This is a genomic window from Streptomyces sp. H27-H1, assembly GCF_026627445.1.
GTDB lineage: Bacteria > Actinomycetota > Actinomycetes > Streptomycetales > Streptomycetaceae > Streptomyces.
The window spans coordinates 1-24,591 of sequence record NZ_JAPNLJ010000048.1 but is presented as its reverse complement, the minus strand read 5'-3'; the positions used below and the strand labels follow the sequence as shown (position 1 = coordinate 24,591).

At 69.0% G+C, this 24,591-nt stretch carries 35 protein-coding genes, 1 tRNA gene and 2 pseudogenes; 6 read left to right on the top strand and 32 right to left on the bottom strand.

The window, feature by feature from the left end:
- Positions 1-66: 66 nt before the first annotated feature.
- The 25 genes from OTB20_RS34305 to OTB20_RS34185 all read right to left on the bottom strand — a co-directional run bounded on the left by OTB20_RS34305 (position 67) and on the right by OTB20_RS34185 (position 17,326).
- A tRNA-Arg gene (locus OTB20_RS34305) sits at positions 67-139 on the bottom strand.
- 349 nt (positions 140-488) lie between these two features.
- A complete protein-coding gene (locus tag OTB20_RS34300; RefSeq protein ID WP_267823597.1) occupies positions 489-1,529 on the bottom strand; it encodes a YgjP-like metallopeptidase domain-containing protein in 1,041 nt (346 codons plus the stop codon).
- Positions 1,530-1,834: 305 nt separating this feature from the next.
- Positions 1,835-2,296: a hypothetical protein gene (locus tag OTB20_RS34295; RefSeq protein ID WP_267760868.1), complete on the bottom strand. Its 462-nt coding sequence runs from the start codon at positions 2,294-2,296 to the stop codon at positions 1,835-1,837.
- Between the two features lie 68 nt (positions 2,297-2,364).
- Complete coding sequence (locus tag OTB20_RS34290; RefSeq protein WP_267823595.1) at positions 2,365-3,903, bottom strand: ParB/RepB/Spo0J family partition protein; 1,539 nt, start codon at positions 3,901-3,903, stop codon at positions 2,365-2,367.
- 62 nt (positions 3,904-3,965) lie between these two features.
- Positions 3,966-4,604 (bottom strand): hypothetical protein, encoded by a 639-nt coding sequence (locus OTB20_RS34285; RefSeq protein ID WP_267823593.1) that lies wholly within the window; start codon positions 4,602-4,604, stop codon positions 3,966-3,968.
- Positions 4,605-4,630: 26 nt separating this feature from the next.
- Complete coding sequence (locus OTB20_RS34280; protein ID WP_267760879.1) at positions 4,631-4,990, bottom strand: hypothetical protein; 360 nt, start codon at positions 4,988-4,990, stop codon at positions 4,631-4,633.
- Between the two features lie 110 nt (positions 4,991-5,100).
- Complete coding sequence (locus tag OTB20_RS34275) at positions 5,101-5,889, bottom strand: phosphoadenosine phosphosulfate reductase (RefSeq protein WP_267823591.1); 789 nt, start codon at positions 5,887-5,889, stop codon at positions 5,101-5,103.
- On the bottom strand, positions 5,886-6,944 hold the full coding sequence (locus OTB20_RS34270; protein ID WP_267760884.1) for an N-6 DNA methylase: 1,059 nt from the start codon (positions 6,942-6,944) through the stop codon (positions 5,886-5,888). The genes OTB20_RS34275 and OTB20_RS34270 overlap by 4 nt, the downstream gene beginning before the upstream one ends.
- A gap of 182 nt (positions 6,945-7,126) precedes the next feature.
- Entirely contained in the window at positions 7,127-7,711 is a 585-nt protein-coding gene (locus OTB20_RS34265) for a hypothetical protein (RefSeq protein WP_267760894.1), read from the bottom strand.
- The gene (locus tag OTB20_RS34260; protein WP_267760897.1) at positions 7,708-8,181 is read right to left on the bottom strand and encodes a hypothetical protein; all 474 of its coding nucleotides are present in this window, start codon (positions 8,179-8,181) and stop codon (positions 7,708-7,710) included. Before OTB20_RS34260 ends, OTB20_RS34265 begins: the two co-directional genes overlap by 4 nt.
- 19 nt (positions 8,182-8,200) lie before the next feature.
- Positions 8,201-8,683, bottom strand: coding sequence for a hypothetical protein (locus tag OTB20_RS34255; protein WP_267760899.1), 483 nt, complete (start codon positions 8,681-8,683; stop codon positions 8,201-8,203).
- Positions 8,684-8,811: 128 nt separating this feature from the next.
- Entirely contained in the window at positions 8,812-9,822 is a 1,011-nt protein-coding gene (locus tag OTB20_RS34250) for a DUF3560 domain-containing protein (protein ID WP_267760902.1), read from the bottom strand.
- The gene (locus OTB20_RS34245) at positions 9,819-10,052 is read right to left on the bottom strand and encodes a hypothetical protein (protein WP_267760905.1); all 234 of its coding nucleotides are present in this window, start codon (positions 10,050-10,052) and stop codon (positions 9,819-9,821) included. Before OTB20_RS34245 ends, OTB20_RS34250 begins: the two co-directional genes overlap by 4 nt.
- The gene (locus OTB20_RS34240; protein ID WP_267760907.1) at positions 10,040-10,453 is read right to left on the bottom strand and encodes a hypothetical protein; all 414 of its coding nucleotides are present in this window, start codon (positions 10,451-10,453) and stop codon (positions 10,040-10,042) included. Before OTB20_RS34240 ends, OTB20_RS34245 begins: the two co-directional genes overlap by 13 nt.
- A gap of 113 nt (positions 10,454-10,566) precedes the next feature.
- Positions 10,567-10,971, bottom strand: a complete 405-nt coding sequence (locus OTB20_RS34235) for a hypothetical protein (protein WP_267823589.1) — start codon at positions 10,969-10,971, stop codon at positions 10,567-10,569.
- Positions 10,968-11,165, bottom strand: coding sequence for a hypothetical protein (locus tag OTB20_RS34230; protein ID WP_267760913.1), 198 nt, complete (start codon positions 11,163-11,165; stop codon positions 10,968-10,970). Before OTB20_RS34230 ends, OTB20_RS34235 begins: the two co-directional genes overlap by 4 nt.
- The gene (locus tag OTB20_RS34225) at positions 11,162-11,455 is read right to left on the bottom strand and encodes a hypothetical protein (RefSeq protein ID WP_267760915.1); all 294 of its coding nucleotides are present in this window, start codon (positions 11,453-11,455) and stop codon (positions 11,162-11,164) included. The genes OTB20_RS34230 and OTB20_RS34225 overlap by 4 nt, the downstream gene beginning before the upstream one ends.
- A 61-nt stretch (positions 11,456-11,516) precedes the next feature.
- The gene (locus OTB20_RS34220; protein WP_267760917.1) at positions 11,517-11,825 is read right to left on the bottom strand and encodes a hypothetical protein; all 309 of its coding nucleotides are present in this window, start codon (positions 11,823-11,825) and stop codon (positions 11,517-11,519) included.
- A 79-nt stretch (positions 11,826-11,904) separates the two neighbouring features.
- A complete protein-coding gene (locus OTB20_RS34215; RefSeq protein ID WP_267823587.1) occupies positions 11,905-12,276 on the bottom strand; it encodes a hypothetical protein in 372 nt (123 codons plus the stop codon).
- Positions 12,277-12,394: 118 nt separating this feature from the next.
- Positions 12,395-12,862, bottom strand: coding sequence for a hypothetical protein (locus OTB20_RS34210; protein ID WP_267760923.1), 468 nt, complete (start codon positions 12,860-12,862; stop codon positions 12,395-12,397).
- Between the two features lie 30 nt (positions 12,863-12,892).
- On the bottom strand, positions 12,893-13,411 hold the full coding sequence (locus OTB20_RS34205; RefSeq protein ID WP_267823585.1) for a hypothetical protein: 519 nt from the start codon (positions 13,409-13,411) through the stop codon (positions 12,893-12,895).
- A gap of 270 nt (positions 13,412-13,681) precedes the next feature.
- Complete coding sequence (locus OTB20_RS34200) at positions 13,682-14,602, bottom strand: hypothetical protein (RefSeq protein WP_267823583.1); 921 nt, start codon at positions 14,600-14,602, stop codon at positions 13,682-13,684.
- Positions 14,603-14,652: 50 nt separating this feature from the next.
- The gene (locus OTB20_RS34195) at positions 14,653-15,798 is read right to left on the bottom strand and encodes a hypothetical protein (RefSeq protein WP_267823581.1); all 1,146 of its coding nucleotides are present in this window, start codon (positions 15,796-15,798) and stop codon (positions 14,653-14,655) included.
- A 61-nt stretch (positions 15,799-15,859) separates the two neighbouring features.
- Positions 15,860-16,948 (bottom strand): AAA family ATPase, encoded by a 1,089-nt coding sequence (locus OTB20_RS34190; protein WP_267823579.1) that lies wholly within the window; start codon positions 16,946-16,948, stop codon positions 15,860-15,862.
- 36 nt (positions 16,949-16,984) lie between these two features.
- Positions 16,985-17,326, bottom strand: coding sequence for a hypothetical protein (locus OTB20_RS34185; RefSeq protein WP_267760934.1), 342 nt, complete (start codon positions 17,324-17,326; stop codon positions 16,985-16,987).
- A 233-nt stretch (positions 17,327-17,559) separates the two neighbouring features.
- Between OTB20_RS34185 and OTB20_RS34180 the strand changes: the two genes are divergently transcribed.
- A complete protein-coding gene (locus OTB20_RS34180; RefSeq protein WP_267823578.1) occupies positions 17,560-17,754 on the top strand; it encodes an antitoxin in 195 nt (64 codons plus the stop codon).
- A gap of 75 nt (positions 17,755-17,829) precedes the next feature.
- On the opposite strand, the gene OTB20_RS34175 is transcribed toward OTB20_RS34180, so the two are convergent.
- Positions 17,830-18,423, bottom strand: a complete 594-nt coding sequence (locus OTB20_RS34175) for a hypothetical protein (protein ID WP_267823576.1) — start codon at positions 18,421-18,423, stop codon at positions 17,830-17,832.
- A 674-nt stretch (positions 18,424-19,097) separates the two neighbouring features.
- Complete coding sequence (locus OTB20_RS42595) at positions 19,098-19,703, bottom strand: DUF5753 domain-containing protein (RefSeq protein WP_324290453.1); 606 nt, start codon at positions 19,701-19,703, stop codon at positions 19,098-19,100.
- A 132-nt stretch (positions 19,704-19,835) separates the two neighbouring features.
- Between OTB20_RS42595 and OTB20_RS34165 the strand changes: the two genes are divergently transcribed.
- From OTB20_RS34165 to OTB20_RS34155, 3 genes and pseudogenes are all read left to right on the top strand, one after another.
- Entirely contained in the window at positions 19,836-20,048 is a 213-nt protein-coding gene (locus OTB20_RS34165) for a hypothetical protein (RefSeq protein ID WP_267823574.1), read from the top strand.
- A 382-nt stretch (positions 20,049-20,430) separates the two neighbouring features.
- Positions 20,431-20,599, top strand: a pseudogene (locus OTB20_RS34160) (leucine zipper domain-containing protein); the annotation flags it as partial.
- A 157-nt stretch (positions 20,600-20,756) separates the two neighbouring features.
- Positions 20,757-21,050: a chaplin gene (locus OTB20_RS34155; RefSeq protein ID WP_267823572.1), complete on the top strand. Its 294-nt coding sequence runs from the start codon at positions 20,757-20,759 to the stop codon at positions 21,048-21,050.
- 273 nt (positions 21,051-21,323) lie between these two features.
- Here the strand turns inward: OTB20_RS34155 and OTB20_RS34150 are convergent, their stop codons facing one another.
- From OTB20_RS34150 to OTB20_RS34140, 3 genes and pseudogenes are all read right to left on the bottom strand, one after another.
- Positions 21,324-21,470, bottom strand: coding sequence for a hypothetical protein (locus OTB20_RS34150; protein ID WP_267823570.1), 147 nt, complete (start codon positions 21,468-21,470; stop codon positions 21,324-21,326).
- Between the two features lie 115 nt (positions 21,471-21,585).
- Positions 21,586-22,107 (bottom strand): annotated as a pseudogene (locus OTB20_RS34145) (Scr1 family TA system antitoxin-like transcriptional regulator); the annotation flags it as partial.
- A 542-nt stretch (positions 22,108-22,649) separates the two neighbouring features.
- Positions 22,650-22,847, bottom strand: a complete 198-nt coding sequence (locus OTB20_RS34140; RefSeq protein WP_267762036.1) for a hypothetical protein — start codon at positions 22,845-22,847, stop codon at positions 22,650-22,652.
- A gap of 207 nt (positions 22,848-23,054) precedes the next feature.
- Between OTB20_RS34140 and OTB20_RS34135 the strand changes: the two genes are divergently transcribed.
- Positions 23,055-23,330 carry an isoamylase early set domain-containing protein gene (locus OTB20_RS34135; protein WP_214931263.1) on the top strand — a complete coding sequence of 92 codons (276 nt, stop codon included), beginning with the start codon at positions 23,055-23,057 and terminating at the stop codon, positions 23,328-23,330.
- Positions 23,331-23,554: 224 nt separating this feature from the next.
- Positions 23,555-23,758 (top strand): hypothetical protein, encoded by a 204-nt coding sequence (locus tag OTB20_RS34130; protein WP_267761846.1) that lies wholly within the window; start codon positions 23,555-23,557, stop codon positions 23,756-23,758.
- 9 nt (positions 23,759-23,767) lie between these two features.
- On the opposite strand, the gene OTB20_RS34125 is transcribed toward OTB20_RS34130, so the two are convergent.
- Together OTB20_RS34125 and OTB20_RS34120 are read right to left on the bottom strand one after the other, a co-directional pair.
- Entirely contained in the window at positions 23,768-24,007 is a 240-nt protein-coding gene (locus tag OTB20_RS34125) for a hypothetical protein (protein WP_267761849.1), read from the bottom strand.
- 348 nt (positions 24,008-24,355) lie between these two features.
- A partial coding sequence (locus tag OTB20_RS34120; RefSeq protein WP_267823567.1) for a hypothetical protein occupies positions 24,356-24,591 on the bottom strand: 236 nt, incomplete at its 5' end.

Genomic DNA, 24,591 nt, shown 5'->3' with positions numbered 1-24,591 from the left:
TGCCCCCCGGATCTGATCCGGGGGGCAGTTTCGCGATCACGGCCGTGACCTGCACGAACCGCACTGTGCCCTCGGCAGGATTCGAACCTGCGACACCCGCTTTAGGAGAGCCGTGCTCTATCCCCTGAGCTACGAAGGCGGGTGTTTGGTCTGTGTCGGCAATCACCTTACCCGATGGGCCTGATGAGCATCTACGGGCTGCATTCCCCCAGGTCAGGGCGCGTGTGACCGGTGTCGGCAGGGGGTTTCGCCTTCCCGTTCCTACCCACCCCTTCCCTGTCTTTCCTTGATCTTCCTCCCCCTTCTGTCCCCCGGTTGTCCCCCGCCGTCCCCCCGTTGTGTCCCCCGCCTGTCCCCCCGATGCTCGTCCTCCGGGGCTATCCGTCGGGTGGCTGGGCGACGTAGTCGCAGGTGGGCGGCTGTCCTGCGCAGTGCTGACGACCGCAGTCAGTTCGCGATCTATGGGCGATGAGAAGGCGATAGGCATCTCAGGTGGGGAGGACCATGCGCTGGAGGCGTACGTCCCACACGCACTCGCGGTAGAGCCGGTTCAGGTCGTGTTCCGCGCCTTCGTCGTCAGCGTTGCAGGGCTCGGCGCCGTTCGCTCCGGGGCGGTAGTAGAAGCCGTACTCCTCGCACTCCTCTTGGCCGGGCCAGCGTCCGGACCACAGGGTGAGGCAGGTGGTGCCGGGGTGGGTGCAGCCGCTGCGCTGGCGGCCGGTGAGGGCGCATTGTGCGAGGCCGCACCAGTGGGTGTGGAGGTCGCCGGGGCGTGTGTGGCACTTCGGGCAGGTGTCGCTGGTTGCGGGGTTGGTGGGGGGCTCGGGGTCTGGGGTGAGCTGGAGCCGGCCGAGCCACAGGGTCTGAAGGTGCTGGTCGAGTTCGTGGCCGTCGGCGATGGAGTGGAGGTCGAGGGTGCGGTGGAGGAGTTCGCGCAGGAGGATCGCGGGGAGCTGGCCGAGGGCCCAGTGCAGGGTGAGGCTGCCGTCCTTGTGGCGGGTGATCCAGCGGGTGCGGGCTCGCCAGGAGACCTTGAGTTCGGTGTCCGGGTTCGTGGTGAGTTGGGTGATGCGGCGGCCATGGTTTTTCAGCCAATCTCGGGTCTCGTCGGCGTAGAGGTTGATGAGGGTTCGGCGTGCATCGTCCTCGTTTGTCGCGGCGTGCTGGCGGAGATCGAGGGTGGGGCCGAGGTCGGGGTGCGTGTAGGCGGTGGCGGCGCTGGCGCCGGGTTCTTGCCGGGTGATGCGGAGAGTGTGGGGGCGGCCGAAGAGCGTGAAGGTCTCGCCGTTCTTGATGGCCTTGATCGGGTTCTCCGGCGCGGTCTCACAGAAGTGGGTGAGTTGGCGGTATATCCAGCGGCGTCGGCGGTTGACGAGGTCGCGGGCTTCGTCGTCGGTGGTGGTGCTGGGTCCGCGGACGATGATGTTGCCGGTGCTGGCTATGTCGAGTTCGAGGGTGGTTCGGTTGGTCGTGAGGATGGTGACGGAGACGCCGTTGATGTTGATGGTGCGTTCGCTCAAATAGGCCATTGCTCAATGCCTGTTCGGGGTCGGGAGGGGCGCCTGTTTGGCGCCCCGCGCGGCTATTTCGGGGTGGTTGCCGCCGGTCGGCGGGGGTGGCTCCTACTCGTCGCCGCAGGCAAGGCAAGCCGATGAGATGCAGTTGGCGCAGTGCCACTCGAGCTGGTGTCCGCACTCGTCGCAGAGGGGAAGGTTCGTGTCTCGCATGTTCTGTCGACTCCTTGGTTGCAGAGGGTTTCCCCTGGCTTATATCTAAATTCTACTATGGATGGAGGGGGTGTCAACTGGCTCGAACAGCAATCGCGAGGACGGCTCTACCTCGTTCTCGCTTTGGCTTCAGCCTGGGCGCGGCGAGAGCGTGCCGCCTTCAGCGCGTGCCGGGTCTCGGTGAGCTTGGCTGCCTGTCGTATCGCCAGGTCGCAGAGTCTGGCCACTTGCCTCTCGCAGTGCTCCAGGTGCTCCGCGTCGATGACTGCTCCCGGCCTGTGCGGTGAAGGCTTCCTCCGGGCGGTGGCCTTCGTGCTCCTCAGCGCCACGAAGGCCATGAACTCGGCCTTGGACACGTACTTGATGCGGCGGGTGTCGGGGCCTGTCTCCAGTACCAGTTTGGGGAAGTCGGCATGTCGGGCTGCCCAGTTGCTGACCGCCGACCGGGTCACCCCGACGAGCTTGGCGCCGGCCGCGAGGTGGATGAGTTCCTTCTCCCTTCCCTGGAACTCGGGCCGGTGCCAGATCGTGAGCGTGGTGGCCTTCGTGGTGCTCGTGTTCTCGTTCATGGCCTGCCTTTGGGTGTGCGCCCGGCGGCGGCCTCATCGAGGCCGCCGCCGGGGAGGGGGAGGGGGGTCTACTTGGTCTTCTTGCTGGGCTTGTACTTCGCGATGCCCTCCGCCAGGATCTCGGCCTCGACCTCGCTCAGCTTGTAGCCCTGCTCCTTGAGGTAAGAGAGCCAGGTCACCGTGTGCGGCTCGACATTGCGCCACGCGCCGTCGTGCATGACCTCGCTCTCGAACATCGCCGCCACCTGGGCCAGCAGCAGGCGCCACCGCCGGGTCTTCGCCGTGGTGGCGATCACCGGCGCGAACGGGTTGCGCACCCGGCGCCAGTGGTCGAGGCCCTTGTTGGGGTCCGCCATGCCGAGGAAGGAGCTGATCAGGTCCGTCTTCGGGCGGGATGCCGCCCGGCTGAAATGGTCGGAGGTGCCTGTGATCGTGGACAGGATCAGCACCCACGTCGCGTCGTTGGCCTCGCCGCCGGCCGCGCACAGCTGGGCGATGTACTCGCGGCGTACGTCCCGAGCCGTCCGCCATGCCTTGTTGTAGCGCCGCACCTTGCGCACGGCCTCCAGCATCTCCGGCGTCGACTTGGGGGCCTTGGCCGCGGCGGCCTCGCTATCGGTGAGTTCGTGGTCGTACCGCTTCCAGTCGGCGCACAGCCACTCCACCTCGGTGTCGCCGGGGAGCAGGGCCACCGCGTGGCCAGGGCACTTCTGGTGCAGTTCGGCCGTCATGGTGTTGCCGATGTCGGTGACGAGGTCGCTGAGGCTGCGCGAGGTGCCGTGCTCCCGGTGCGCGTTCCAGGCGACCACTGGGATGCCCTTGGACTTGAAATCCGCGATGAGGCGGGCCCGCTCCTCTTCGTCCTTCTGCTTCTGGCGCAGTCCGGCGAGGGCGTGCGCCCAGTGTCCTCGCGAGGAGTCGCCCGCCTCCACGTCTGCCTTCTTGGCGCGCTTGAGGACGGTCAAGGCGCCGCCGAGGGTTTCGAGGGACTGGTAGTCGGCCATCTCTACGAGGTCGAAGGCGGCGGCGTTCGCCTCACGCAGTGCCTTGGTGCTGAGCTTGGCGGCCTGGGGGGCCGCAGCGACCTCCTCGGGCTTGATACCCAGGGCGCGGGCCGCGCGCTTCTTGCGCAGCTTGCCGACCGGCATGAGGGACAGCTGCTCTGCGGCGTCGAGGACATCGAGGGTGGTCGCCTGGCGGCGGTGGACGTTCTCGATGACCGACAGGGCAAGGGCCTCGTCGTCCACGTCGCGCAGGTCCTCGCGGACGATGGCCGGGACGAGGCGGATCGGCTGTCCGGCTTCTATGGCTCGCTCGGCGGCGATGATCGCGGCCTTCATGCGGCGCTGGCCGAATACGACGCCGAGGGCACCGTCCTGCGCGCCGGTCTGCGGGCGCAGCAGCAGGGGGGCGTTGACGCCGAACTCCACGATGGAGTCGATGAGTGCCTGGTCGGGCTCGGTGCCGTTGTCGTCCTCACCCCGGGCCTTGCGGTGGTTGAAGGGGTCGATCACCAGCTCGCGGGGGTCGTACCAGCCGAAGTGACCTTCGTAGGCGGCGATGGCGGTTGTGGTGGTGTCGGTGGGCTCGATCGCGGTAACGGTCATGGTGGTTGTCCTTCACGGGTTGGGAGGTGCGGGCGGGGTGCCGCCCGCACCTGCGGGGCTTGTCAGGCGGTGGTGGTCGTGGCCTTGCGGGTCGTGGCGCGCTTGGTGGTCTTGGGGGTGGTGACGGTGGTCTTGGCGGCGCGCCGTGGGGTGGTGGTCTTCTTCGCCGTGGCCGCTGTCTTCGGCTTGGCCGCGGGGGTCTTCTTCGCTGAGGGCATCGCGGCGGGCGGGGCCGGGGCGGTTTCGGCGGGAGGGCTGTTCGGCTGAGTGGGGTCCTCGTCGGCCGGGGCGTCCTTGGCGGTCTCGGCGCCGGCCGGGGGCTTCTCGGTGTCCGCTTCCGGCGGCGGGTGGGGGGTGCCGCTCTGCTGGAGCTTGGGCCGGTGCCCGTTGATGGCGGGCAGCAGGCGTTCCTCGATGGCCTTGAGGAGGGTGTCGCTGGTGCCTGCGGAGTCACTGAAGACGACTCCGGCGTTGTAGGCGGGCTGGCCTTCCATGCGCAGGGAGGTCTGGGCGCCGACGCCGTCCCACAGCCGTCGGATGCTGATGGTGTGGCCTGCGGTGTGGTCGAAGCTGACGGTGTCGGTGTCGGTGGTGTCGTCGGGCTTCGTCCAGTCTTCGCCGAGCCTGGAGACGATCAGGTCGCCCAGGATGTAGAGGTCGACGAGCGACAGGCGGGGTGTGGCGGCGGTGTCGGTGCTCATGTGGCGCTCTCCAAGAGGTGGTTGGTCTAGAGGGGCTGGCAGGCTGCGCGGATCGTCTCGGCGGCGTCTTCGGGCAGGCCGGTGAGATCTCCCGCAGCGGTGTAGCCAGCGAAGACGACTTCGCCCGCGATGAGGTGGGGGAGGGGTGCGGCGAGTTGGTGCACCGCGTTGGCGGCGTGGAGGTTCAGGGCCTGGTGTGCGCGGTGGGCTCGGGCGAACACGACGAGGTCGGGGCCGGTGGGGCGGCGTATGAAGTCGACGGCGTCGATGTTGTCGAGGAGGGCGCGGCCGATGATCCGGATCTGTTCGTTTCGGGTGGTGCCGATGTCGAGTTCGCGGATGCGTCCGTCGAGGTCGACGCGCAGTGCAGTGGTCTGGCTGGTCACGGCTTCCTTCCTTCTGTTTCTGGTGAGGTGCCCTCCCTCCCCTTATATCTAAATTCTACTACGACTGAGGGGGGTGTCAACCACGTTCATGCAGGTCAGGGGTGGGGTGGCTAGGTCATGCACCACCCGGAATCGCAGCCGACATCGAGGGGGAGCTCGTCCTGAGCCGCCGACACCGCCTCGTGCAGCGGGCGGCCGGCCCGGCTCAGGAACACCGGGTCGCGCCCCAGGGTGGCCCGTCGTGCGATCAGGGTGTCCTCCAGCTCGCAGGCACGCTCGAAGAGTCCCGGGCGGTCCCGGCGCAGCTCCCTCCAACCCGCCGTGGACTTCAGGGGGCAGAAGAAGCACGCCGACTTCGCGGGGGCTTCGAGGCCCTCGTCCGCGATGACCGTCAGACAGTCCGCCCGCCGCATCCGCAGATCCAGCAGCGGGTAGGTCACCTCCTCGTACGGCTCGGTGCGCCGGTTGGAGGCGCGCGAGATTTCGTCCAGGGAGATCCCGATATCCACCTCGGCCGGCGCGGCGGCACGGGCGCCGTGCTCGCGCAGCCAGTGACCGGTCACCGTGATCTTGAAGTCCTTCGTGCAGCTGCGAGTACCGGGCGCTCCGTTCGACATCCGGACCGGAATCGGCAGGGACCGAGAGCCCTGGCGCATCAGCCGCCCCCACAGCGTTTCACGCTCGCCGGATCGCCTGGTGCGGTGCAGGACGCGCAAGTCCAGCCCGTTCGCCTTGGCGTAAGGCGCGGTCACACGCTCCACGTAGTCCAGCGTGCGCGGATCCTCGCTGTCGTCACCGACGTTGGCGAACAGGAACGTACGGTGCGGAATCTCATCCCGGGCTGCCAGCACCATCAGCCCCATGCTCTGGACGCCGCCGCCGAAGCTGATCGTCTTCACGCCGCGACCGATTCCAGGAGCTGCTGTGCGCGGCGCACCCCACTGATGATCTGGGCCTTCCCGAAGATCTCGTCCCGGTGCTTGATCACCGCGAGGGCCTGCGCTTGGGCGTCCTCGACGGCCCTCGGATTGGACAGGGAGTTGTCGCAGGCGACCGTCACGTGGATGCCCAGCTGCCAGACGATGGCGTTGACGGCCCCGCAGGCGGCCGCGATGTTGTCGACGTCGACCATCGACCATTGGAAGTCGGCCGGGTCGTGACCGCGGTCGCGGAGGATCTGCGCGGCAGCGCGCAGCAGGCCCCCGCTGCCGCCTGCGGGGTCGTGGATGTGCTGGCCGGGCCGAGGCCCGCCGGTGGTGTCTGCGCTGTCCCACATCACGCCGAGGCTGACGGAGGCCACGGCCTCGGCCACCGGCGGTGGGGTGTGGTACTCACCGAGGCCTTGCTGTGCGCCGTGGGACCGCAGCAGCATCATCACGTGGGACAGGACGTCGGTGCGCGAGCGCATGTACGGGTCGGCGTGGCCGGTCAGGTCCAGGATTCCTGCTCGCAGGGCGGCCTGGGTGGCCATGCGGACGGCGTACATGCGGTGGGTGTCCGGCTCGCCTTCGTCGTTGAGCCACTCGTGCAGGATCCGGGCACGCTCGATCAGGTCGGGCCGGGCCCTCCAGTGCCCCCACCAGATCTCCCGGTACATCCTGATGAGGGCGCTGTCGCTCTGGGCGAGGATCTGCGTCTTGAGGTCGGGGCCGGAGGGGTCCTTCACCTGGATCAGGGCGAGCGCGGCGACGATGCCTATGGGGACCTCGATGTGGGTACCGCCGTGCGCGCGGTTCCAGGCGTCGGTGACGGCCTCGCCGAGGGTGAAGGCGCGGCTGTGGATGTCAGCGGAGGTGTGTGGCCGCGCGGGCGCAGGGCGGGCCGGGGGTGCGGCTGGCCGGGCGGTCGCGGTGGCGGCTGCTTTCGGTGCGGGTGCGGGCCTGCTGAAGGTGGCGGGTGCCGGTGTGGGTGCGGGGGCGTCGAAGGTGGCGAAGAGGTCGAGCTGCTCGGTCATGGTGGCGCCTTTCGTGAGGGGGTGCCAGAACGGGGTGACCCGCCCCGCAGGTGTGCGGGTCGGGTCGGGGTCGGGTGGGTTTCCCCTCCCGGCTCATATCTAAATTCTACTATGAATAGGGAGGGGGGCAACCCTGCTCACCTGGCTCAAGGGGAAGGGCGCGGGGCCCGGTTACGGGCCGCCTACCCCAAGTCGATCCAGAGCATCCCGTACGGCGTCTGCCGGATCATGGACATCTGCGCCTTGTGGATGTCCTCGTGAACGTCCTCCCAGTCCACCAGGCCCGAACCGTCGCGGTAGTCCTCCAGGTCCCATGCGGAAGGCGTGTCTTCGAGCCCCGCCATGATGTCCGCGAGGTCGTCGCCGAAGCCGATCACCGCATCGTGAAACGAGCTGTGGATGTCGGCCAGCCGGTCACGCCAGGAGCGGCTCCGCTCCACCCACGGGTACATGCTGCCCGGCTTCCAGCCCCGGAAGCCGGAGACCGCGTCCACCTCCAGGAGCGCCGCCCAGGCCACCGCACGCTCCTGCGACCGCAGGGGTGGCAGGTACGTCAGGCGGTGCAAAGTGCGCGGCCTGTTGGGGGCCGGGGGCCGTCCGGCGCCCGGCGCGGCACTCTGGCGCTCCGCGACCGCGCGTGCCGCGTGCCGAGTGCCCATCCTCACTACCGGCGTGTACGTCTTCCACTCGGCTCCGGTCGCCGGATCGCGGAACACGGCCAGCCATGCGCCGTGCCGGTCGGGCCTCGTGGGCTCGGCGGCCGTCATCGGGCGTCGTCCGGGAGGCTCTCGACCGCGAGGGTGATCCACCGCTGGTATTCGCGAGGGAAGTTCGCGCGCAGCTCGCGCACGTAGCGGATCGCCTTCGTGGCGTGGTCCCGGCGTTCCTCCGCGGTCAGGTCCGTGTAGACCGACGTGCCGTGCCGGCCTGCGGGCCAGGTCGTGCGCATGGACCCCCCTGTGCTCATGGCCATGTGCCAGTCCGCATTGGCTATGAGGCGGCCGGGGCTCTGCCTCTCGACGGGCTCGGCGTCCATGTGCTCGATGAAGTCGGGGTGCGGGAGGGTCCCGTACACCGTCCCGTACGCGCAGTCGGGGGGCATGGACACCCACAGGCGCTGGGTGTACTGGTCTGCCGCCTCGACTTCGATGACGTCCCGGTTGTAGGCGAGGCAGGTGCCGCGCCGCGTGGACAGGTACAGGATGCTGATGCGGTCGCCCGCCTTGTACGTGGTCATGATGCTCCTCTTGGATCGTTCAGGTGCGGGGGAAAGCGGCCAGAGCGCCCTGGGCGCGCCGGGCGGCGGCCGTGCAGGGGCCGAGTAGATGTCCGGCCAGGTCGAGGGCGCGTTCGTGGTCGTCGTCCTGGTGGGCGAGCAGCAGGTGCTGGACGCCCATCAGGAACTGCTCGGCGGTAGCGGCGTGTCCGGTGGAGCAGCGGCAGGTGTCGGTCTCGGTGCTGGCGAGCGTCTTGAGCAGGGCCGGGAACGTGGCCTTCGGGGCGCATCCGGTATGCCGGATGGACGGCCTGTCGCGCCGTAGGTGGCTGTAGAAGCGCAGGCCTTGCCAGCCGCAGAGCAGGCAGTGCACCGGCCACAGGACATCCGAGCCCGGGTATCCGGCGCGCGGGGCCCAGCCGAGCTCGTCGATCCGGGCGAACGCGACAGCGGCCGAGGTCAAGTTGCGGGTGGTGGGTGGGAGTCCTTGCAGGTACCGGCTCAGGTAGTCGTGTTCGGGCATCGGGGCGCAGGTGTCCTTTCGGGGTGGGGTGGGGTGAGGGGGTGGCGGTCACCCCCCCCACCCTTATATCGCAATTCTACTATGAATAGGGGTGGGGTCAACCTGGATCAACCCCACCGGCCACCCCCCTACGAAACCGGCTTGGCCAGGTGCTCGGCCATCTCCTCTGGCGACTTCCGTCCGGCGACGCCGTCGTACTTCAAGGTGTGGGTCATGTCCCCGAAGGTGCTGTTCTCCTTCGTGACCACCTCCTGGTGCACGTTGAGGATCGAAGGTACCGTCACCGACTTCGGGTTCACCCGCAGGACCTCGTACCAGTGGCCCCGGCAGCGGACGTAGTCGCCGCGCTTGAAGTCGTCCTTCGACCAGACCTTGAAGCCTTCCTTCTCGGCGGCGGTGATCTTGCGCCACTCGCCGAGCTCCTCCACCACCTCCGCCCGGCGCCGGCGGACCTCGGCGGCTTCCTCCGGGTCCTCCAGGTTCCAGCCGCCCGCCTCGCCGTTCAGCACCCGATCCCAGTGGCGCAGGTCCACCTCCAGTTTCTCGATGCGCCGCAGCGTGCGCGGAGGGTTGTTGCGGTACCGCTCGTAGTTCGCGGCGGCGTCCTCCCGATTGGACCAGTGCGCGGCCCGATCGTCCTCCCGGATGCTCTTGCCGAAGGTGTCGTGGATCCGTTCGCGGAACCGCACGTCGGCGTTCACGCTGTGGTGCCCGGGCGGCTGGACCGGCTGGCCGAAGGGGATCCGTGAGGACATCGAACGGGCCTTCGTGTGGAGGGCGTCCGCGTTCGTGGCGGCCGAGTCGGCGTAACCGGCGAATCTCGCGGCCCGGTCCTCGGCGCGCTCCACGCGGTCGGCCTCCGCCTCTGCGAAGGTGCGCCTGTCGTCCTCGTCGACGACGACCTCCACGGTGAACCCGCCGGCGCGCAGATTCGCGGCCAGCTGATTGATCGCCTTCATGTCCGCCTGCTTGTCCCGGCTGTGCGGGAAGTACCAGCAGGCCAGGTTCCGCGAGAACTTGTACGGCCGGGCGCTCCAGCCGTAGACGCGCCGCTTGAGGATGTCCCCGCTGCCGTCGCCGCGGGCGGCCCCCTTCACGAGGGTGCCTTCGCGCCGGGTGTGCTTGATCGTGATCGTCATCGCTGGTCCTTGAAATGTGAGGGTGCAGGGATCAGGGACTGGGCCCGGTGCCAGCCGCCGAGCAGCTCGTCCACGGCGCAGTGGTCGTTCTCCAGCTCGTACCAGCGGCCGCCGCGGGTGTCGGTCGCCGTGATCTCGAAGACCAGGGCGCGGCCGTCGGCGCCGGTCAGCGGAGTCCCGCCGAGGCCCCGCAGGAGGAGGGCGAGGTCGCCGATGTTCACATCGGCCACCCGGCGGGGATCCGGGTCGCGAGCGTCAGCGTCGCGACGAGGGATGTCTCCATGTCGTCCAGGTCGAAGGCCAGCGACTGGGCGAGCAGGTAGTGGGGACCGAGAAGGTGAACGAAGTCGGTCCGCTGGGTCATGCCGCCCAGGGCGGCAGAGTCTGCGGCGTCCGCAAGGTAGGCGGCGTGACGCAGGGCATCGTCGTCGGCTTCGCCGAGGAATGCGCCGCGCGCCTCCCAGGCGGCCTGGAGGAGCAGCATCCGGCGGGTCTCCGGCGCGGCCTGCTGCCACATTCCCAGCAGGCCGCCGTCCTTGGCGAGCTCAAGAGGTGTGCGGCGTTCGGAAGGTACGCGCAGGAGATTGGCGCCCATGATCAGCGCGGTGCGGGTCATGTAGAGGTCGAGCACATCGGGCTCCGATCGCAGGTGGAGTAGGGACTGACGGCGCGGGAAGCCGTCTCGTTCCGAAGGGCTGGCACGGAGGGCGTCCGCTGCCGGCCGGGCGGCTGCTTGCGGGCCGGTCACTCGACGACCGGCATGAGCGTGGTCAGCTTGAGCAGGACGAGCAGCGACAGACGGGAGTCGTAGCGGTCGAAGGCCAGGCTGCTGGCGATGAGGAACGCCGTGTTGTGGTCGCGGCAGAAGTCGTGCAGGATGCTGCCCCCGTTGGCGGTCCAGGCCGCAGCGCACTCGATGAGGTTCTGGGCGTAGAGGTCCTCGGCGTTCGCGGGCTGCTTGATGTCGGCCTGCCGGGCCTCGAAGGCGCCCACCATCAGCTGGAGGAGCCTCAGTTCGGCCCCCAAGTCGACCCACTTCGCGTGGAGTTCGAAGGCGGCGAGGCGATAGAGGTCGGGCCGGTCGCCGTTGTTCTTGAACGTGCGGGCGAGTCCCCGCAGGGACTCCTGGGCGGTGTCGATGACGCTCACGTGCCGGTTCCGTTCGTGGTGTCGGTGGAGATCGGTGCGCTTCGCATGTCGGCGATGTCCTGCCGCATCCGGCGGCGGGCGCGCTTCTTCATGGCCCGGCGAAGCTGCTTGGTGGTGCGGGAGTTGTAGGCCTCCTCATGGACGTAGAAGCCCTTGAGGCCGAGTGCGGCGATGGCGCGCGGAGTGAGGATCACCGGCTGCTGCCGTGGACGATGCGCGCCGCGGTCATCAGCTGGGATGCCTCGTGGGCCCGGCCGAGCTCGAGGAGCGCCGCGACTTTGAACATGGTGAGCCAGCTGCAGGCCGGTACGGAGGCAGCGAACTCCGGGTATCCGAGGTCACGCTTGTGGCCGGGGCGCCTGGACCATGCGCGGCGTACGACCTTGGCCGCCAGGTCGGCGGCGCGCGCGGTCTGGTCGCCGTTCAGGTTGAGCGTCGCGATGATCTCGCCCGCCGCGATAATCGGCAGATGCTTGAAGGACATGTGTTTCTTCCGAGTCCAAGAGGTGTGGAAGGCGCGCCCGGTCGGGCGCGCCCGGGGGGTTTCAGTCGTTGGCCCAGCCGAAGAAGAGCCACCCGTTTTGGGCGGTGGAGGTAGTGATCGGCAGGGCGCCCGCCGGGCCCCACTTGTCGTCGATGCGGGGGTCGCCGGCATTGACGAGGTCGTGTGCCCGCTTGATGGCGAAGGCCTCGGACCGGCGCGGCTCGTCGAAGACGACGTAGTCGTCCTTCTCCGCGATGGTGCCGCTGTCGCCACCGCATCCGTGCTCGTGCTGCGCCTCGTTGCGCTTCTCGTTGAAGGCCTCGGCGGCGTCGTCTCCGGCGGCTACTTCAAAAAAGGTGATGGCACCCATCAGGTTCTCCAGGTCGTGTGTGGCGGTGGAGGTATGGCGCGGCCCGCCCCGGTGGCGGGGCGGGCCGGGGGCGGTGCGCTCAGCGGATGCGGATGCGCGGCCTGTTGGTGCGCATCGGCCGTGTGAGCCGCGTGGAGGCCGGGGCCACGGTGCGGCGTACCTCGCACAGCAGCTCATCGACCGGATCGAGGACGATGTGGGCGCCGTTGGTGATGTTGGCGATCGCCGTGTCCAGCACTGCCCGGTGATCTTCGGGGGTCCGCTTGGCTCCCCATGTCTCCATCGCGTCGCCGTCGCTCTCGTCCAGGCCGTTGGCCCGCGCGTAGTCCTCCCACATGCAGACGGTGTCGACGGCGGCCCAGGTGATGGCGACCTCCGCCTGCTGCTCGGTGACGGCGTATCGGCTGGCGATGTCCAGGACGTGCAGCGGGTGGGGGAACGGGATGTTCATGTCGGGCCTCCGGGGTTTGGTTGGTCGGGGGTTCCCCCCTCCCTCATAACTGAATTCTACTACCTTTAGGGGGGGTGTCAACATAAACCCGCAGGTCACGGCTCCGGAGCCTGTGGGCTCAGGCTGCGGCCGGCTCGACCTTGCGGGCGCTGCGCGCGCCGCGCTTGCGGATCGTCGCCGCCCCGGCGGCGCGGGACTCCGCCCGCTGCGCTGTCACGCGGCACTGCCCGCACAGAGGCTCCCCGTTGCGGCGGTGCCCCTTCACCCCGCTGCTCTCCCCGCACACGCCTGCTTGCGACGGAAGGACCTTCGGTAGTTTCGGCGCGCTCCCGATGGACCCCACCTCCCGGCCGTTGACCCAGATCCGTGCCGAGCACACCCCGTCGAACTGGGAGCCCTTCGGGCGGACCCTGCGGTAGCACTCCTCCAGCACCGGGCAGGCCAGGCAGGCGCGAAGGAGCGGCGCGCTCGCCTCGCGGAGCTCCGCTACCGGCCGGCGGGCCGTGTCCGGAGTGAAGACGAAGGCCTCGGCGCCGATGCACGGCGCCAGCTCCAGCCAGGCCGTCGGGGCGGTGGAATTGATCACGGCTGCTACTTCCTCGGCGCGGTGGGTGAATCAGAACAGGGAGGGCTGCGGGCGGACTGCCGGGAGGATCGCGTCCTTGGCCGCCGCCGATCGCAGGGCCAGCAGCGCCGCCCTGCGGGACCAGGGGAGGTAGGAACTGGCCTGCCAGGTCGCGGAATCCCGGAAGGGGGTCGGGCCGCGGTGGTAGGCGCGAGCGTGGCAGCCTTCCGCGTCCACGGCCTGGCACAGCGCCCCGTAGCGCACCGGCGTCAGCCGCGCCTCGATCAGATCGGTCACGGCCTGCCACCGCATGACGCCCGACCTGGCGTCCCCCGGAGCCGCTACCGCGTACCGGAAGCCGAGCGGGGCGGGTGACCAGGTGCACAGGGCCCCCTCGTCCGGCTCTCCCGGCAGGCGCCGCGCCCAAAGGCGCCGGGCGGGGTCGAGGAGTTCCCGCTCGCCCCAGGCGGCGCGCTCATGGCTCGTGGTGAGATCCGTGAAGGCGGCCAGCTGTGCCGGGGTGAAGAAGTCGCGGGACGCCATGCGTGCGTCGCCGTCGGTGAGCGTCACGGCCGGCCCGTGGTGCTAAATGCACAGTGGCCTATTTCCTGACTGAGGGTGGAGGTCTGGGTGTGCGGTCGCCCCGCCCTTGGTGGTGGTGGCGCGCTGGATGCGGCCAGCGGGCGCCGAGGTGTAGCGGCGGCCGCCAGCTTGAAGGTGGGGCGTCGATCGGGCATCTGGAATCTCCAAGAGGTGCGGCGGCCTGCGCCGACAAGGGTGGACCCGAACGCCGTGAGGCGGGGATCCGGCCTTGTGCGCAGAGTATACGAATGTGATGGCCTATTTCCTCTTCTGTCGACGATCCTGCGCCGTCTGCTCCTTGACCTCACGGGTCCGCAGGCGCATCTCGGCGATGGCATCCGCAGCCAGCGCCGACAGCGGAGCACCATCAGAGCGGACCTCGCTCAACGTCCGCTCGTCCCGAGCGCGCTCCCGATCCCGGTAGGCGTCCTTCTTCGCCCGCTCCTCGTCAGCTCGCTGCTGGCGGGGGCTGGTTCCGCAACCACGGCACGAACGCCCGCCCCCAGCAGGGTGCGCAGGGCAGACTCCCGAACCCGGCCGCCCGGCCGTTGGCTGTTGTGCTGCGGGCGCAGGCTCCCCGGCAGCGCCAGCTGCGGGGGTTGGGGGGTTCTTCTCTGAGTACTTGCTCTGGGTACTACCTATAAGCCCCGGCGAACCATCGCCCGAAGATCCATCCCCCGGAGAACCGGACTCCGGGGAACCGAGCCCCGGAAACCCGGTTTCGGTGACCCCACCCGAATCGGTTCCCTCCTCGGGTCGCCCCGCGCCCGCACCCCCCGCCGCAGGCTTCCGGCGCCGCGCAGCCGCCCGCCGCTCCTCCGCCTCCCGGAACTCGGCAGCCGCCCAGTCCTGCGCCTGGTCATACACCTCGGTGATCTTGAAGAACGTGCCGTCCTCCCTCCGCTCCGTCACGACCCGGTAGTACCCGGCATCCCGCAACTCCCGCAGCGCCGTCCGAACGGCCTCCACGCCCTCCTTTCCCGCCTTCGAGATCCGGTCGGCCGCAACCTTCCACGTATCCGGCTTCGCCAGCAGGTACGCCAGGATGCCCCGGGCCCGAAACGACAGACGGGCATCTTCCAGGGTTGCCGTCGGCAGCACGGTGTACCCGGTGCTGAGGTGGCGGCGAAGGATGGTCACGAGCAAGCCTCCAAGGGCGTATGAGCGGTGAAACAGCAAGCGTTGATGTTCCCGACCGCCCCGCAGGTGCGAGGCGGCCAGAAGCGGCGTCAAGCGGCGGGGCGGGCCTTCGAGACCTTGATCGAGCGGGCGGACTTCTTCCCGGGCGCCTTGCGCATCGGTACGGTCATCCCCGCCCGGCGCATGATCCGCACCATCGCCTCCTGGTCGGGCACCATCGGCACCGGCAGATCCGCGTCCTCGAACGCCCCGACCATGGCCTCCACATCGGCCTCGTCCTTGTCCTTCCCGCCCTCCCACCCCAGGTGGTTGGCCCCGTAGTTACCCTCCGGGGAAGCGTCGACCATGGCCCGGACCAGCTTCTTGACCTGCTCCGCCTCCCGGCCGCGCTCACGCGCGCGGACGTATCGGGCCAAGGCCTTCGCCCGGTCCTCGTCGTCATGGATGAGAAGGGTCTGCGCGGGAGCCCCCGGCGCGGCGTCGGGCCAGCACGCCGACAGGAAAGCGCAGTTGTCGCAGATCACGGACAGGCCGGGGCCGTCGTGATCACGACGCAGCTCCTCCGGGGTTCGCGCCTCGATGGCCCGGTCCACCCACCAGCGCGCCTCGGCCGCAAGCCACGGGTCGAACGGGAACTCCTCGACGTGCTCCTCGCCCGTGTCCCTGTTGACGAACCGGAAGCGGATCCGCTCAACCTGGACGGGACCGAGCCGGTGCAGATACCGCTGGCCGGGGATGTCCGCGAACCCCACCATGCACAGCGCGCTCGCGTACAACAGGACCTGCCGCATCTCGGCCGCCGTAGGGCCGAACCGCACCACCCGGTCCCAGATCCGGCCCGACTTCGTTTTCACGTCCTCTACCGTCAACACCTCGGCGGCAACACGGGGCCGATGCCGCTTCGGGAGGCGCCCGGCGGTCGCCGTATCCAGCTGTACGACGTCGATGTGCCCGCGGATCGTACTGTCCTCCACGGTGCGCTCCACCAGCCACCCGTACTCGCGGCGGGCATCCTCAAGGAGCCCCGTGTGGATGTACGTGCCGAGGATCGCGGCCTTCTTGTCGGGGGTGTTGGTGCGCGCGGTGCCGGACAGGATGTACCCGGCGCGGCGCATGCAGATGGTGTCCGAGGCGCCGAGCTGCGTCTGAATCGAGCGGGGCCGGCGCGCATCGGCGGCGTGCGCGGCCTCCCAGATCGACACAGGAGTACGGAGAGGCGAAACCGTTGTCGTCATGAACTGCTCCAAGAGGTGTGCCGGGCCCGCCCGTGGCGGGCCCGGCGAGAAGGCGAGAGGATCAGGCGGCGGCGTGCTCGTCGAAGGCCGCCGCAGGCGCCCCCTGCCCGCCTTCCTCGGCGGCTGCCGCGCGGAGTCGTGCGGTGTCGCTCGTGGGGTCCAGGAGCTTCTTCGGGTTCTGCAACTGCACGGCCTTGTGCTCGATGGACGCCCGCACCACGAGGACTTCGTCCCGGCTCAGGCTCTTGTCGGCCTCGACCTGCTTCCACAGCTTCTTCAGCTCGTCCACCCCGCGCTTTGCGGCGTTCTCGACCTTCGGCAGCCATGCCTGCGCGAGGTCGCCAGTCAGCTCGGGGGTGGCCTTCGGCTGGTTGTGGATCGCGCAGCCCATCAGGCCGAACACCAGCTCCTCGATCGTCTCGGGCGCCGGCCGCGCCTTCCCGTTGCGGGGCACCTCGAATTTGAGGCTGCGGGCGCCGATGATCTGCGGCTGCTCGCCACGGCGCAGGCGGATCCATACGGTCGCGTCGTAGGCCAGCGACTTGTGTCCCTCGACCCTCCAGTCCTTGGTGCGCGGGATGGGGTCGCCCTTCGCGTCGACGGCCGCAACCTCCTTGCCGCGCGCCAGCAGAATCACGATGCCCGGCATCGTGCGCACGAGGTACATGACCCGGCTCCACCGCTCCGAGGCGTCGTTCCACAGGTTCATCGAAGGCTTGACCTCTGTGTCCGGGTCCTTGTCCAGCTTGTGCTGGCCGCTGTTGGAGCGCCGGGCCCGGTCGTTGGTCCAGTTCACGAGCATCCGCCAGAGCATCGACACCGAGTCGATGACCAGGACCACCGGCTTCTCCTTCGCGGCAGCCGCCCGCTTGGCCTCGGCGTGCACGGCCTCGAGCTGGCCGAGGATGTCGCGGTAGGTGCCGTTGTGGTCGATGACGAGGTAGTCGGCGCCGGGCACGTTGGCGTACTCGTCGGCGGTGTCTTCTCCCAGCTCCAGCCAGTACGCCTGACCGGTCTTGTCGGAGCCGGTGAAGGCGGCGGCGCGGTGGGACTTCCCGGCCTTCTCCTCGCCTTCGAGGAGGATCACGGGCCAGGGAATGACGCCGGTCGGCTTGCGGGTGCGGACCTTAGGGAGGGTCGCGGGGGACATGGCTACTCCAAGAGGTGTGATGTGTGATGGCCTATTTCAGGCGCTGCGCAGGCCTCGGGTCTCGAACACGGAAGACCATTCGGGGTGCTGCTCAAGTAGGAGTCGGACGTAGCGCGACCGGTAGTCGTTGTTCAGCTTCCACGCGTCGCCCCGGGTGGCCCTGCCGTATTCGTAGCGCAGCACCTCGAAGAGCATTCCGATGCCTACGCGCTTCAGGCCCCGGTCGACGCAGTCGGCGGTCATGGCTTCCAGCTTCCCGAGGATCCAGGGGTTGAGCTGGTGGAACGCCTCGAAGCGGTCCTGGATGCTCAGCGGTTCGCCGGCCCGGTCCGGGTGGCGAAGTGGCGCCATCGGCAATTCGAGCTGCACGGAAGCCATGAGTTTCCTCCCTGATAAGTAGTGGCCTATTTCTACGTCACTCCGGCGCAGTGGATCAACCGCACCGTCCTGCTGATATCGCAATTCTACTATGCGGGGAGGGGGTGTCAACCACCACTCGATAGCCCGAGGCGGCCCGGATCCCAGCGCGGGTTGTGCGTAGGCCTGCGGATGCGAGCCCACGTGAATGCGGAGATGCTGGGTCCGCCAGCGCATCCGTAAGGAGAGCCGTCATGTCGGTGCTCGACAAGCTCAAGGGCCTGCTCAAGGGCCACGAGGACACAGCCAGGCAAGGCGTAGAGAAGGCCGGAGACGCGTTCGACGCGAAGACCGGGAGCAAGTATCAGGGTCAGACCGACATGGTTCAGCAGAAGCTCAACGAGCAACTGGGCACCCAGAAGCCGGAGGGTCGCCCGCCGCAGACCTGACGCTGCGACATCCGTCCTCGGCGGCCCCCAAGGGGCCCGGCGAGGGCGGCCGGCCGCAGCGCAGGCTCGCGGAGCCTAGGTCTCGGAGTCCTCCGCCACGGCCTTCTTGCCGCGCGCCTTGAGCGACGACCCCGGACCCTCGTACGTGCCGGTCCTCAGCTGCTCCGCGACCGACTCGTTCAGCTTCCACTCCCCAGGACTGCGGCGGGCCTCCGCCGACACCTTCATCGTGTGCTCCGCGCCGGCGAGCACCGTCTCCAGCAGCCACAGGGACGACCCCGACAGCGAATAGTCCGCCGCGGGCAACTGCCCGCGCGCACTCGTCCGCGCCGCCTGGCTCACCTTCACCTGGTCCACGCCGAACAGCTCCGCGTACTCCTGCGCCCCGACCAGGGGCGGCAACTCGGCAGCCTTCATCGGCTTCGAAGTCGCACCCTGCTCCTCGATCAACTTCTCCAGCAGCCCCTGATCGAGCTGCCGGCCTCGGCTCCCCGGCGGCAGCGCCACGTCGATCACGAGCCCACCCGGCCAGTACGGTTTCCCCGAGACGATCACCGCGTCCTCGTACGAGAGCACCCCGCCGGGAACCCAACGATCACTCACGGCGGTGGGCGCGATGCCGTACACCTTGGCGATCTCCTTGCGGCCCATTACCAGCGGCTTCGCCACGACAACCCCACCTCTCTCCCGAATATGCCATAGCAGAATACGGGTAAAGGGGCGGAGTTGCACGCGGGGCTCCGGAAGCGTCCCCGGCACGCCGTTAGACTGGGACCACACTTTCCAAGAGGTGTACGGAACACCCCCGCCCATCGGCCGATGCTCGGGGGTGCCTCTGTATCCGGACGCCCCCGCTGCGCGCCCGTGAGGCCGAGGCGCTGGACGTATCCTCTTCTGCCCGTTTCCGCCGGTCGGCCCGCGACCAGCTATGCGGGGGAGTCAGGCGCCGGTCACGGCGCCTCCGAACAGACCGCGTCATCGAACGTCGGCGGCTGCGGCAGGAAGCGGCTCGACTTCGTCACGACCTGCTGGGCGAAGTAGTCCGCGGCGCCGGGCGCATTCGCGCGAGAGCGACCAGAACCGTGATGGCGGAGTCCGCCACCTCGGCGTGCACGTCCTCCCACGCCAGTGGCCCTTACGGGGGTTGGTGCCCCTAACTCCGACCACGGCCTGCGCCGCCTCCCGGAACCCCTCACTGAGACGTTGATCGACGCTTGGCCAGCGAGCCCGGAAAGTTCGCAGGCAGGCGAGGTGTGTGGATCCCTAGGTGGCCATGCGTTTGACTCCTGGTTGGCCAGCGGGGCTGGTCAAGCGATATGCCGCGCTGAGGGGGTGTGCGCCCGCTACCCGGTGTGGGTTTCGGCGGCGCGGGTGATGAACCGGCGGGTGCTGTCCGGGTTCAGGGCCTGGGCCTGAAGGCGTTCGTACATAACGCTGTGGCGCCCGACGTCGGATCGTTTCTCCAGGTAGAGGTCGCTGGTGAACCGTTCCAGATACACCGTCCCCGCCCCGGGATCATCCGCGAAATGCAGGAGGGAGAACTGCCCCGAGATGCCCGGATGGGCTCCCGCGCCGTATCGGAGGACCTGCACGGTGATGTACGGCTGGGTACTGAGGTAGTTCAGGTGCTCAAGCTGATCGCGCATGATGGCGGAGCTGCCGACCACACGGCGCAGTGCTGAGAAGCCGTTGTCTTTCCGGTCGTGACCGTTGAGTTTCCGCTGGTCAGGAGTGGACTCTGCATCAGCGTGGAAGCGTTGGGGCGTCGGGTTGCTTCTTGATCGGTGGGGGTGGCTGGTGGCGTCGGTGCTGGGTCTGCTGGAGGCGAAGGAGTCGGCCGCGCGGGAGGAAGTCGCGAGGGTCGCGGCCGTGCTCGAAGAGGCCGAGCGGGTTCTCGAACGGCCGACCCGCACGTTCCAAGATCGGTTGAGATACGGCTTCTCAATCAACCTGCACGAGCCACCCTGCTGGGTTCGGCCATTCGGCTTGAGATTGCCCGTGTCCGGGCAGGCGGCGAGACACTGAGGCGGCCGCTCCCTACCTTCGGGGGTGTTCCTTCCCCGCTCGAAAAAGGTGGATTCGTGCGACCTGTGCGTTCTCTCGTCACCATCCTCGCCGCCGGCATCGTCGTCCTCGGCGGTGCGTCCGCCGCCAGCGCCGACGTGAATGTCAACTACCAGCCTCAAGACTCGTACACGTTCGTCTTCGGCGACTGGACCCAGATCGCCGGCAGCGACCTGTTCAACGCGGGCCACGACAACACGGTCGGCTTGAAGTTCGGCTCGAAGTACTGACAGTGGCACCCCGCAATGCCCCTTGCCGGACGGCAAGGGGCATTGTGCTTTGTGCTGCTTCCCGGGTCCTGAAGAACCAGTGACGGGGCCAAGTGATGGGAGTCTGGTCCAGCGGGGCCGTGCCGAGGAGGCAGGGCCCGAGGGGCCTGGTGCGCTCGACCCGGCGCAGGGCAGCCTCGACTCCGGGGCCCAGAAAAGGCCATGCGGTGTGGCCTGTCCGCAACGTGGCGGTGATGCGGTTTGTGTTCTGTCCCGAGAGGTTGTGGACGGGTGATGCAGGTCTCGACTGAGGGATCTTGAACGGGTGAGGGCCCTCCGGGTTCGTGTGGAGTGCGACATCTACACCGACCAGAAAGGCCCTCGCGGCACACCGTAACGCCCCCTGACCGAGACCGGACGCCTGCGCCCGGCCCGCCGCGTGGTCCAGGACGGCCGGCCACTGCGCCGGGCCGCCGAACTCTTCCAGGTCTCACCCACCACGGCCCAGCGGCTACCGCACCCTCGGCAAGGCCGGCATGACCGACCGGTCCTCGCGCCCGCACCACAGCCCCCCGCCGGACCGCGACCCGCCCTGCCGACAGGACTGGAGAAGTGGCCTGAGGTCACCGATACGGCCCAACGACCGTAACCGGCTACCTGCCCGTGCTGTTTGAAGGGGCGCACGTGCCGTACTCCCTGCGGCAGGTCCACTTCATTTAGGAGATCTTGATGTCGCGTATCGCAAAGGCCGTAGCGGTCACCGCCTCAGCCGCTGCCATCCTCGCCGGCGGCGCCGGCATGGCGGCCGCGGACGCCACGGCCGAGGGCGCTGCCATCGGCTCCCCCGGCGTCCTGTCCGGCAACGTCGTCCAGGTGCCCATCCACATCCCGATCAACTTCTGCGGCAACACCATCAACGCCGGCGGCTTCCTCAACCCGGCCTTCGGCAACACCTGCATCAACGCCAGCGGCGGCGGCGGCAAGGGCGACCACCACAAGGCCGACCACCACGGCGAGTACTGAGCACCACCGGCTCCTGACCTGCCAGCAGCCACAGTGCCGGAGCCAACAGAGCACCTCCTCTGAACCAGCCGCAGGGCACACGCCCTGAGCGGTCCGGCCTCCCCCCACCTCCTGGGGAGGCCGGACCGCCACCCGACGCGGCGCACAGTCGGCACCCCAGAGGTGGGACCGTCCCCGCAACGTGCCACCGTGGCCCCGGCGGCGTCGCTACGGTCGGCGGGTACGCGTACCGCTTTAGAGAACGGGGGGTCCCGGCCACGCCGAGGTCGGCCATCAGAAGCCGTATCTCAACCGATCTTGGAACGTGCGGGTCGGCCGTTCGAGAACCCGCTCGGCCTCTTCGAGCACGGCCGCGACCCTCGCGACTTCCTCCCGCGCGGCCGACTCCTTCGCCTCCAGCAGACCCAGCACCGACGCCACCAGCCACCCCCACCGATCAAGAAGCAACCCGACGCCCCAACGCTTCCACGCTGATGCAGAGTCCACTCCTGACCAGCGGAAACTCAACGGTCACGACCGGAAAGACAACGGCTTCTGATTCGTCGAGCACAACCCACAAGCGCAAGGCGCGGGCTGGGTGGTGGATCCGATGCTGACGGCGCAGACGTACCTCAAGGCGCGTGGCGATCTGTTCGGGCGTGGACTGAGGGATCGTTTCCGCGATGACAGCGGCCGCGTAGGCGGGCGTTTGCAGCAGGCCGGGGATCACCAGGGGCTCGTAGGAGCGGATGGCAGCGGCTGCCGTCTCCAGGCCGATGTAGACGGCGTAGGGGACTTCGCCGAAGGCGACCCACCAGCCCTGCCGGTCCGATTCGCCGGCCGCCCGCATCAACGAGTCGACGACCTGCGGGTCTGTGACCCCGTACAGGGCGCACAGGTCCCGCACATCACGGGGCTTGATGATGCGGCGGCCGTTCTCCAAGTGACTGATCTTGGGCTGGGAGATCAACAGCTGCTCGGCCACCTGCGTACTCGTCAGGCCACTTGCCAGACGGAGCCGGCGCAGCTCCGCGCCCAGCCGGCGTCTTCTGACGGTGGGGTTTCCGTTCACCGCCACAGGCGCTCTACCTCCGGCTCGGGACCATCTACCAGCCATGGGATGCGACGGCCGGGCCCGGGCGAACATATTCGCCGTGCAGAAATGATCAACGAGTCTTTCTGCACGGCGTCACCCTGGCGCGGGCTGGGCTCACCCAGGCAGCCCTAGCCGAGCAGCCAACTGCGCGGCCCCTTCCCCGGAGGATGACTGCCTCCTGCAAGGCAATGACTGGCCGCCCTACGGCGAGCCGCCCATGCCGGGGGCGCGGCGGCGTGGATTGTGGCGGCGTATTCCCTCAGCATCCCGAGGCGCGGGTCAGCTGAGCGTGGGCTCCGGACGGTCGTCTTCCGGGGCCCACGCCGTGACCGCCCCGGCCGTCCGCCCACACCCGCTCGCCGGCACGGGCCAGGGCGGCTGCGTGGGCGCACCTCTCGTTTCCGGACGCCGGAGGCGGAGCAGGCAGGCCTGCCTGCCGGTCGGCGATGGGCGGGACATGACAGAGCCCGGCCGGGGTGACTGTGGACCGGCCGGGCTCTGCGTGCGTGGGGTGCTGCTCTGCTTTACAGCTCTTCGTCGCGCGGGTCGCGCTCTTCGTGGAGCGGGGTGTCCTCGCGGCGCCGCTTGGTCTCCTCGGGGCTCTTGCCGCGGGACGGCTGGCCGGTCTGGGGGTGGACCGGGTCCTGGCCGGGCCGCTGCGGGCGCTCCTGCTCCTCGCGGCCCTTGCCCGGCTCCTGGCGCTTGTCCTGCGTACCGCCCATGACTGCGACTCCTCTTGATGCGGGGGTTAAGGATTCCTTCTTTCTCACGCTCACATGGACGGTTACGGTCCGCACCATTTCCGCTACGAATCGTGGCGTAAGGGTGATGTCGCGAGACGGGGTGGCTGCGTCGGAATGCGGACCGTGCCTGAGGTGGCCGAGGATGAGCGAGATCCCCCGCCCGACTGCTGTCAGGAGTGCACCGCCATGCTGGAACGCAAACCGCGCAAGGACCGCACCGAGGTCACCTTCGTCCTGCCCGCCGACACCCCGCCCGGCCCGGTCAGCGTGGTGGGCGACTTCAACGACTGGCAGCCCGGCACCCACACGCTCACGCCGCGCAGTGACGGCACCCGGGCGGTCACCGTCGCCCTGCCCGGCAAGAGCGAGCACTCCTTCCGCTACCTCGCGGCCGGCGACTACTGGTTCGACGAGGAGAGCGCCGACAGCCACGACGGCCTCAACAGTCGCGTACGCACCTGAAACGGCCCCAACCGGCGTGACCCGGGGGAGCAACAGGCGTTAGACCGGCGACACGTACCCCCCGACCCACACCCCCCGGGCCGGAATCCGTGTGACAGCCCCTGCCCCGCCCCCCGGCGGCAGGGGCCGTCGTCGTTCCCGGGCCCTACCGCATTCACGGCCTCGGTTCATGACGGAACGGTCACGCGCCGCCACAACAGCCGCCCCGGTTCGTTGGACCGGGCATGGAGCAGAAAACCGTTTCGCCTCCGGAGCGAGCCGGATTCGCCCAGCTGGCCGAGGAGTTCTGGCAAGTGTCCGACGCGCCGATCTACGACGCCGTCGAGAGCCAGTGGCTCGCCGAGGGCCGGGAGGTGCCTCGCCGTCCGGGCCTGGCGTGGGGTGGCCGACTCCCGGTGAACGCTGGAGACCTGTTCCACCGCGCCTGAACCCCATCCTCACTCCGGCGCGTACAGCCGCTCGCGCAGGTACAGGAGGGCCGCGGTGTCCGCGACGGCGGCCAAAGTGGCCAGCAGCGTGCGGATGCGGGCGTCGTCGCCCTCGCGGACCGCCTGCACGATGTTCTCGATCGCTTCGCGGGCGCGAGGGTCCATACCCACCGGACCGGCCATGGAGGGGCCATGGCCGACCGGGTCGCCACCCCGGCACTCCTCGGGGTTCCCTTGCGCAGCCGTCATGTCATCCCCCAACGGATCGCAGTAGCCACAGGTCACGACCACCGCGAAATGGCAGCACGGACCGCGCTACGATCACGCCCAGCCCGCCGACGGTATCGAGAGGCCGGGCGGGCCTGTACGGGGGCAGGCCGCCTGCCCGTACCCCTCGGCCTCGGCGCGGCTCAGGCGAGAAGAGCCCGGACTCAGTCCTCTTTCCCCGCCAGGACACGATCAGCCACATAGTGCGGGCACGACAGAACATGCCACGTCACCGTCAGGCGGCACCCGGCCGCAACCGCGATCGTACGAGCCTGGCCGTCAGTCGGGCCCGCCGCGCAGTACGGGCATACAACGGTCTCTGCCCTCAACTCAGCCGTCATCCTCCAGATCCTGCCCTGCCGGCGTGGGCCGTGACGAGAGGGCCGCACCGGTCGCCGCCTGGTGCATCACTGGCCAACTGGAAATCAACGCGGCCAAGTAAGAGGTCGCGCAGATAGGCGCGGTGGGGAGCCTTGGGCGAAACAGGCACAGGCCCTGGGCGATCACGTAGTTGTCACGTTCTGTGATTTCTCGGGGTCTGCCGCGAACGGAGTGGCTGTACGCCT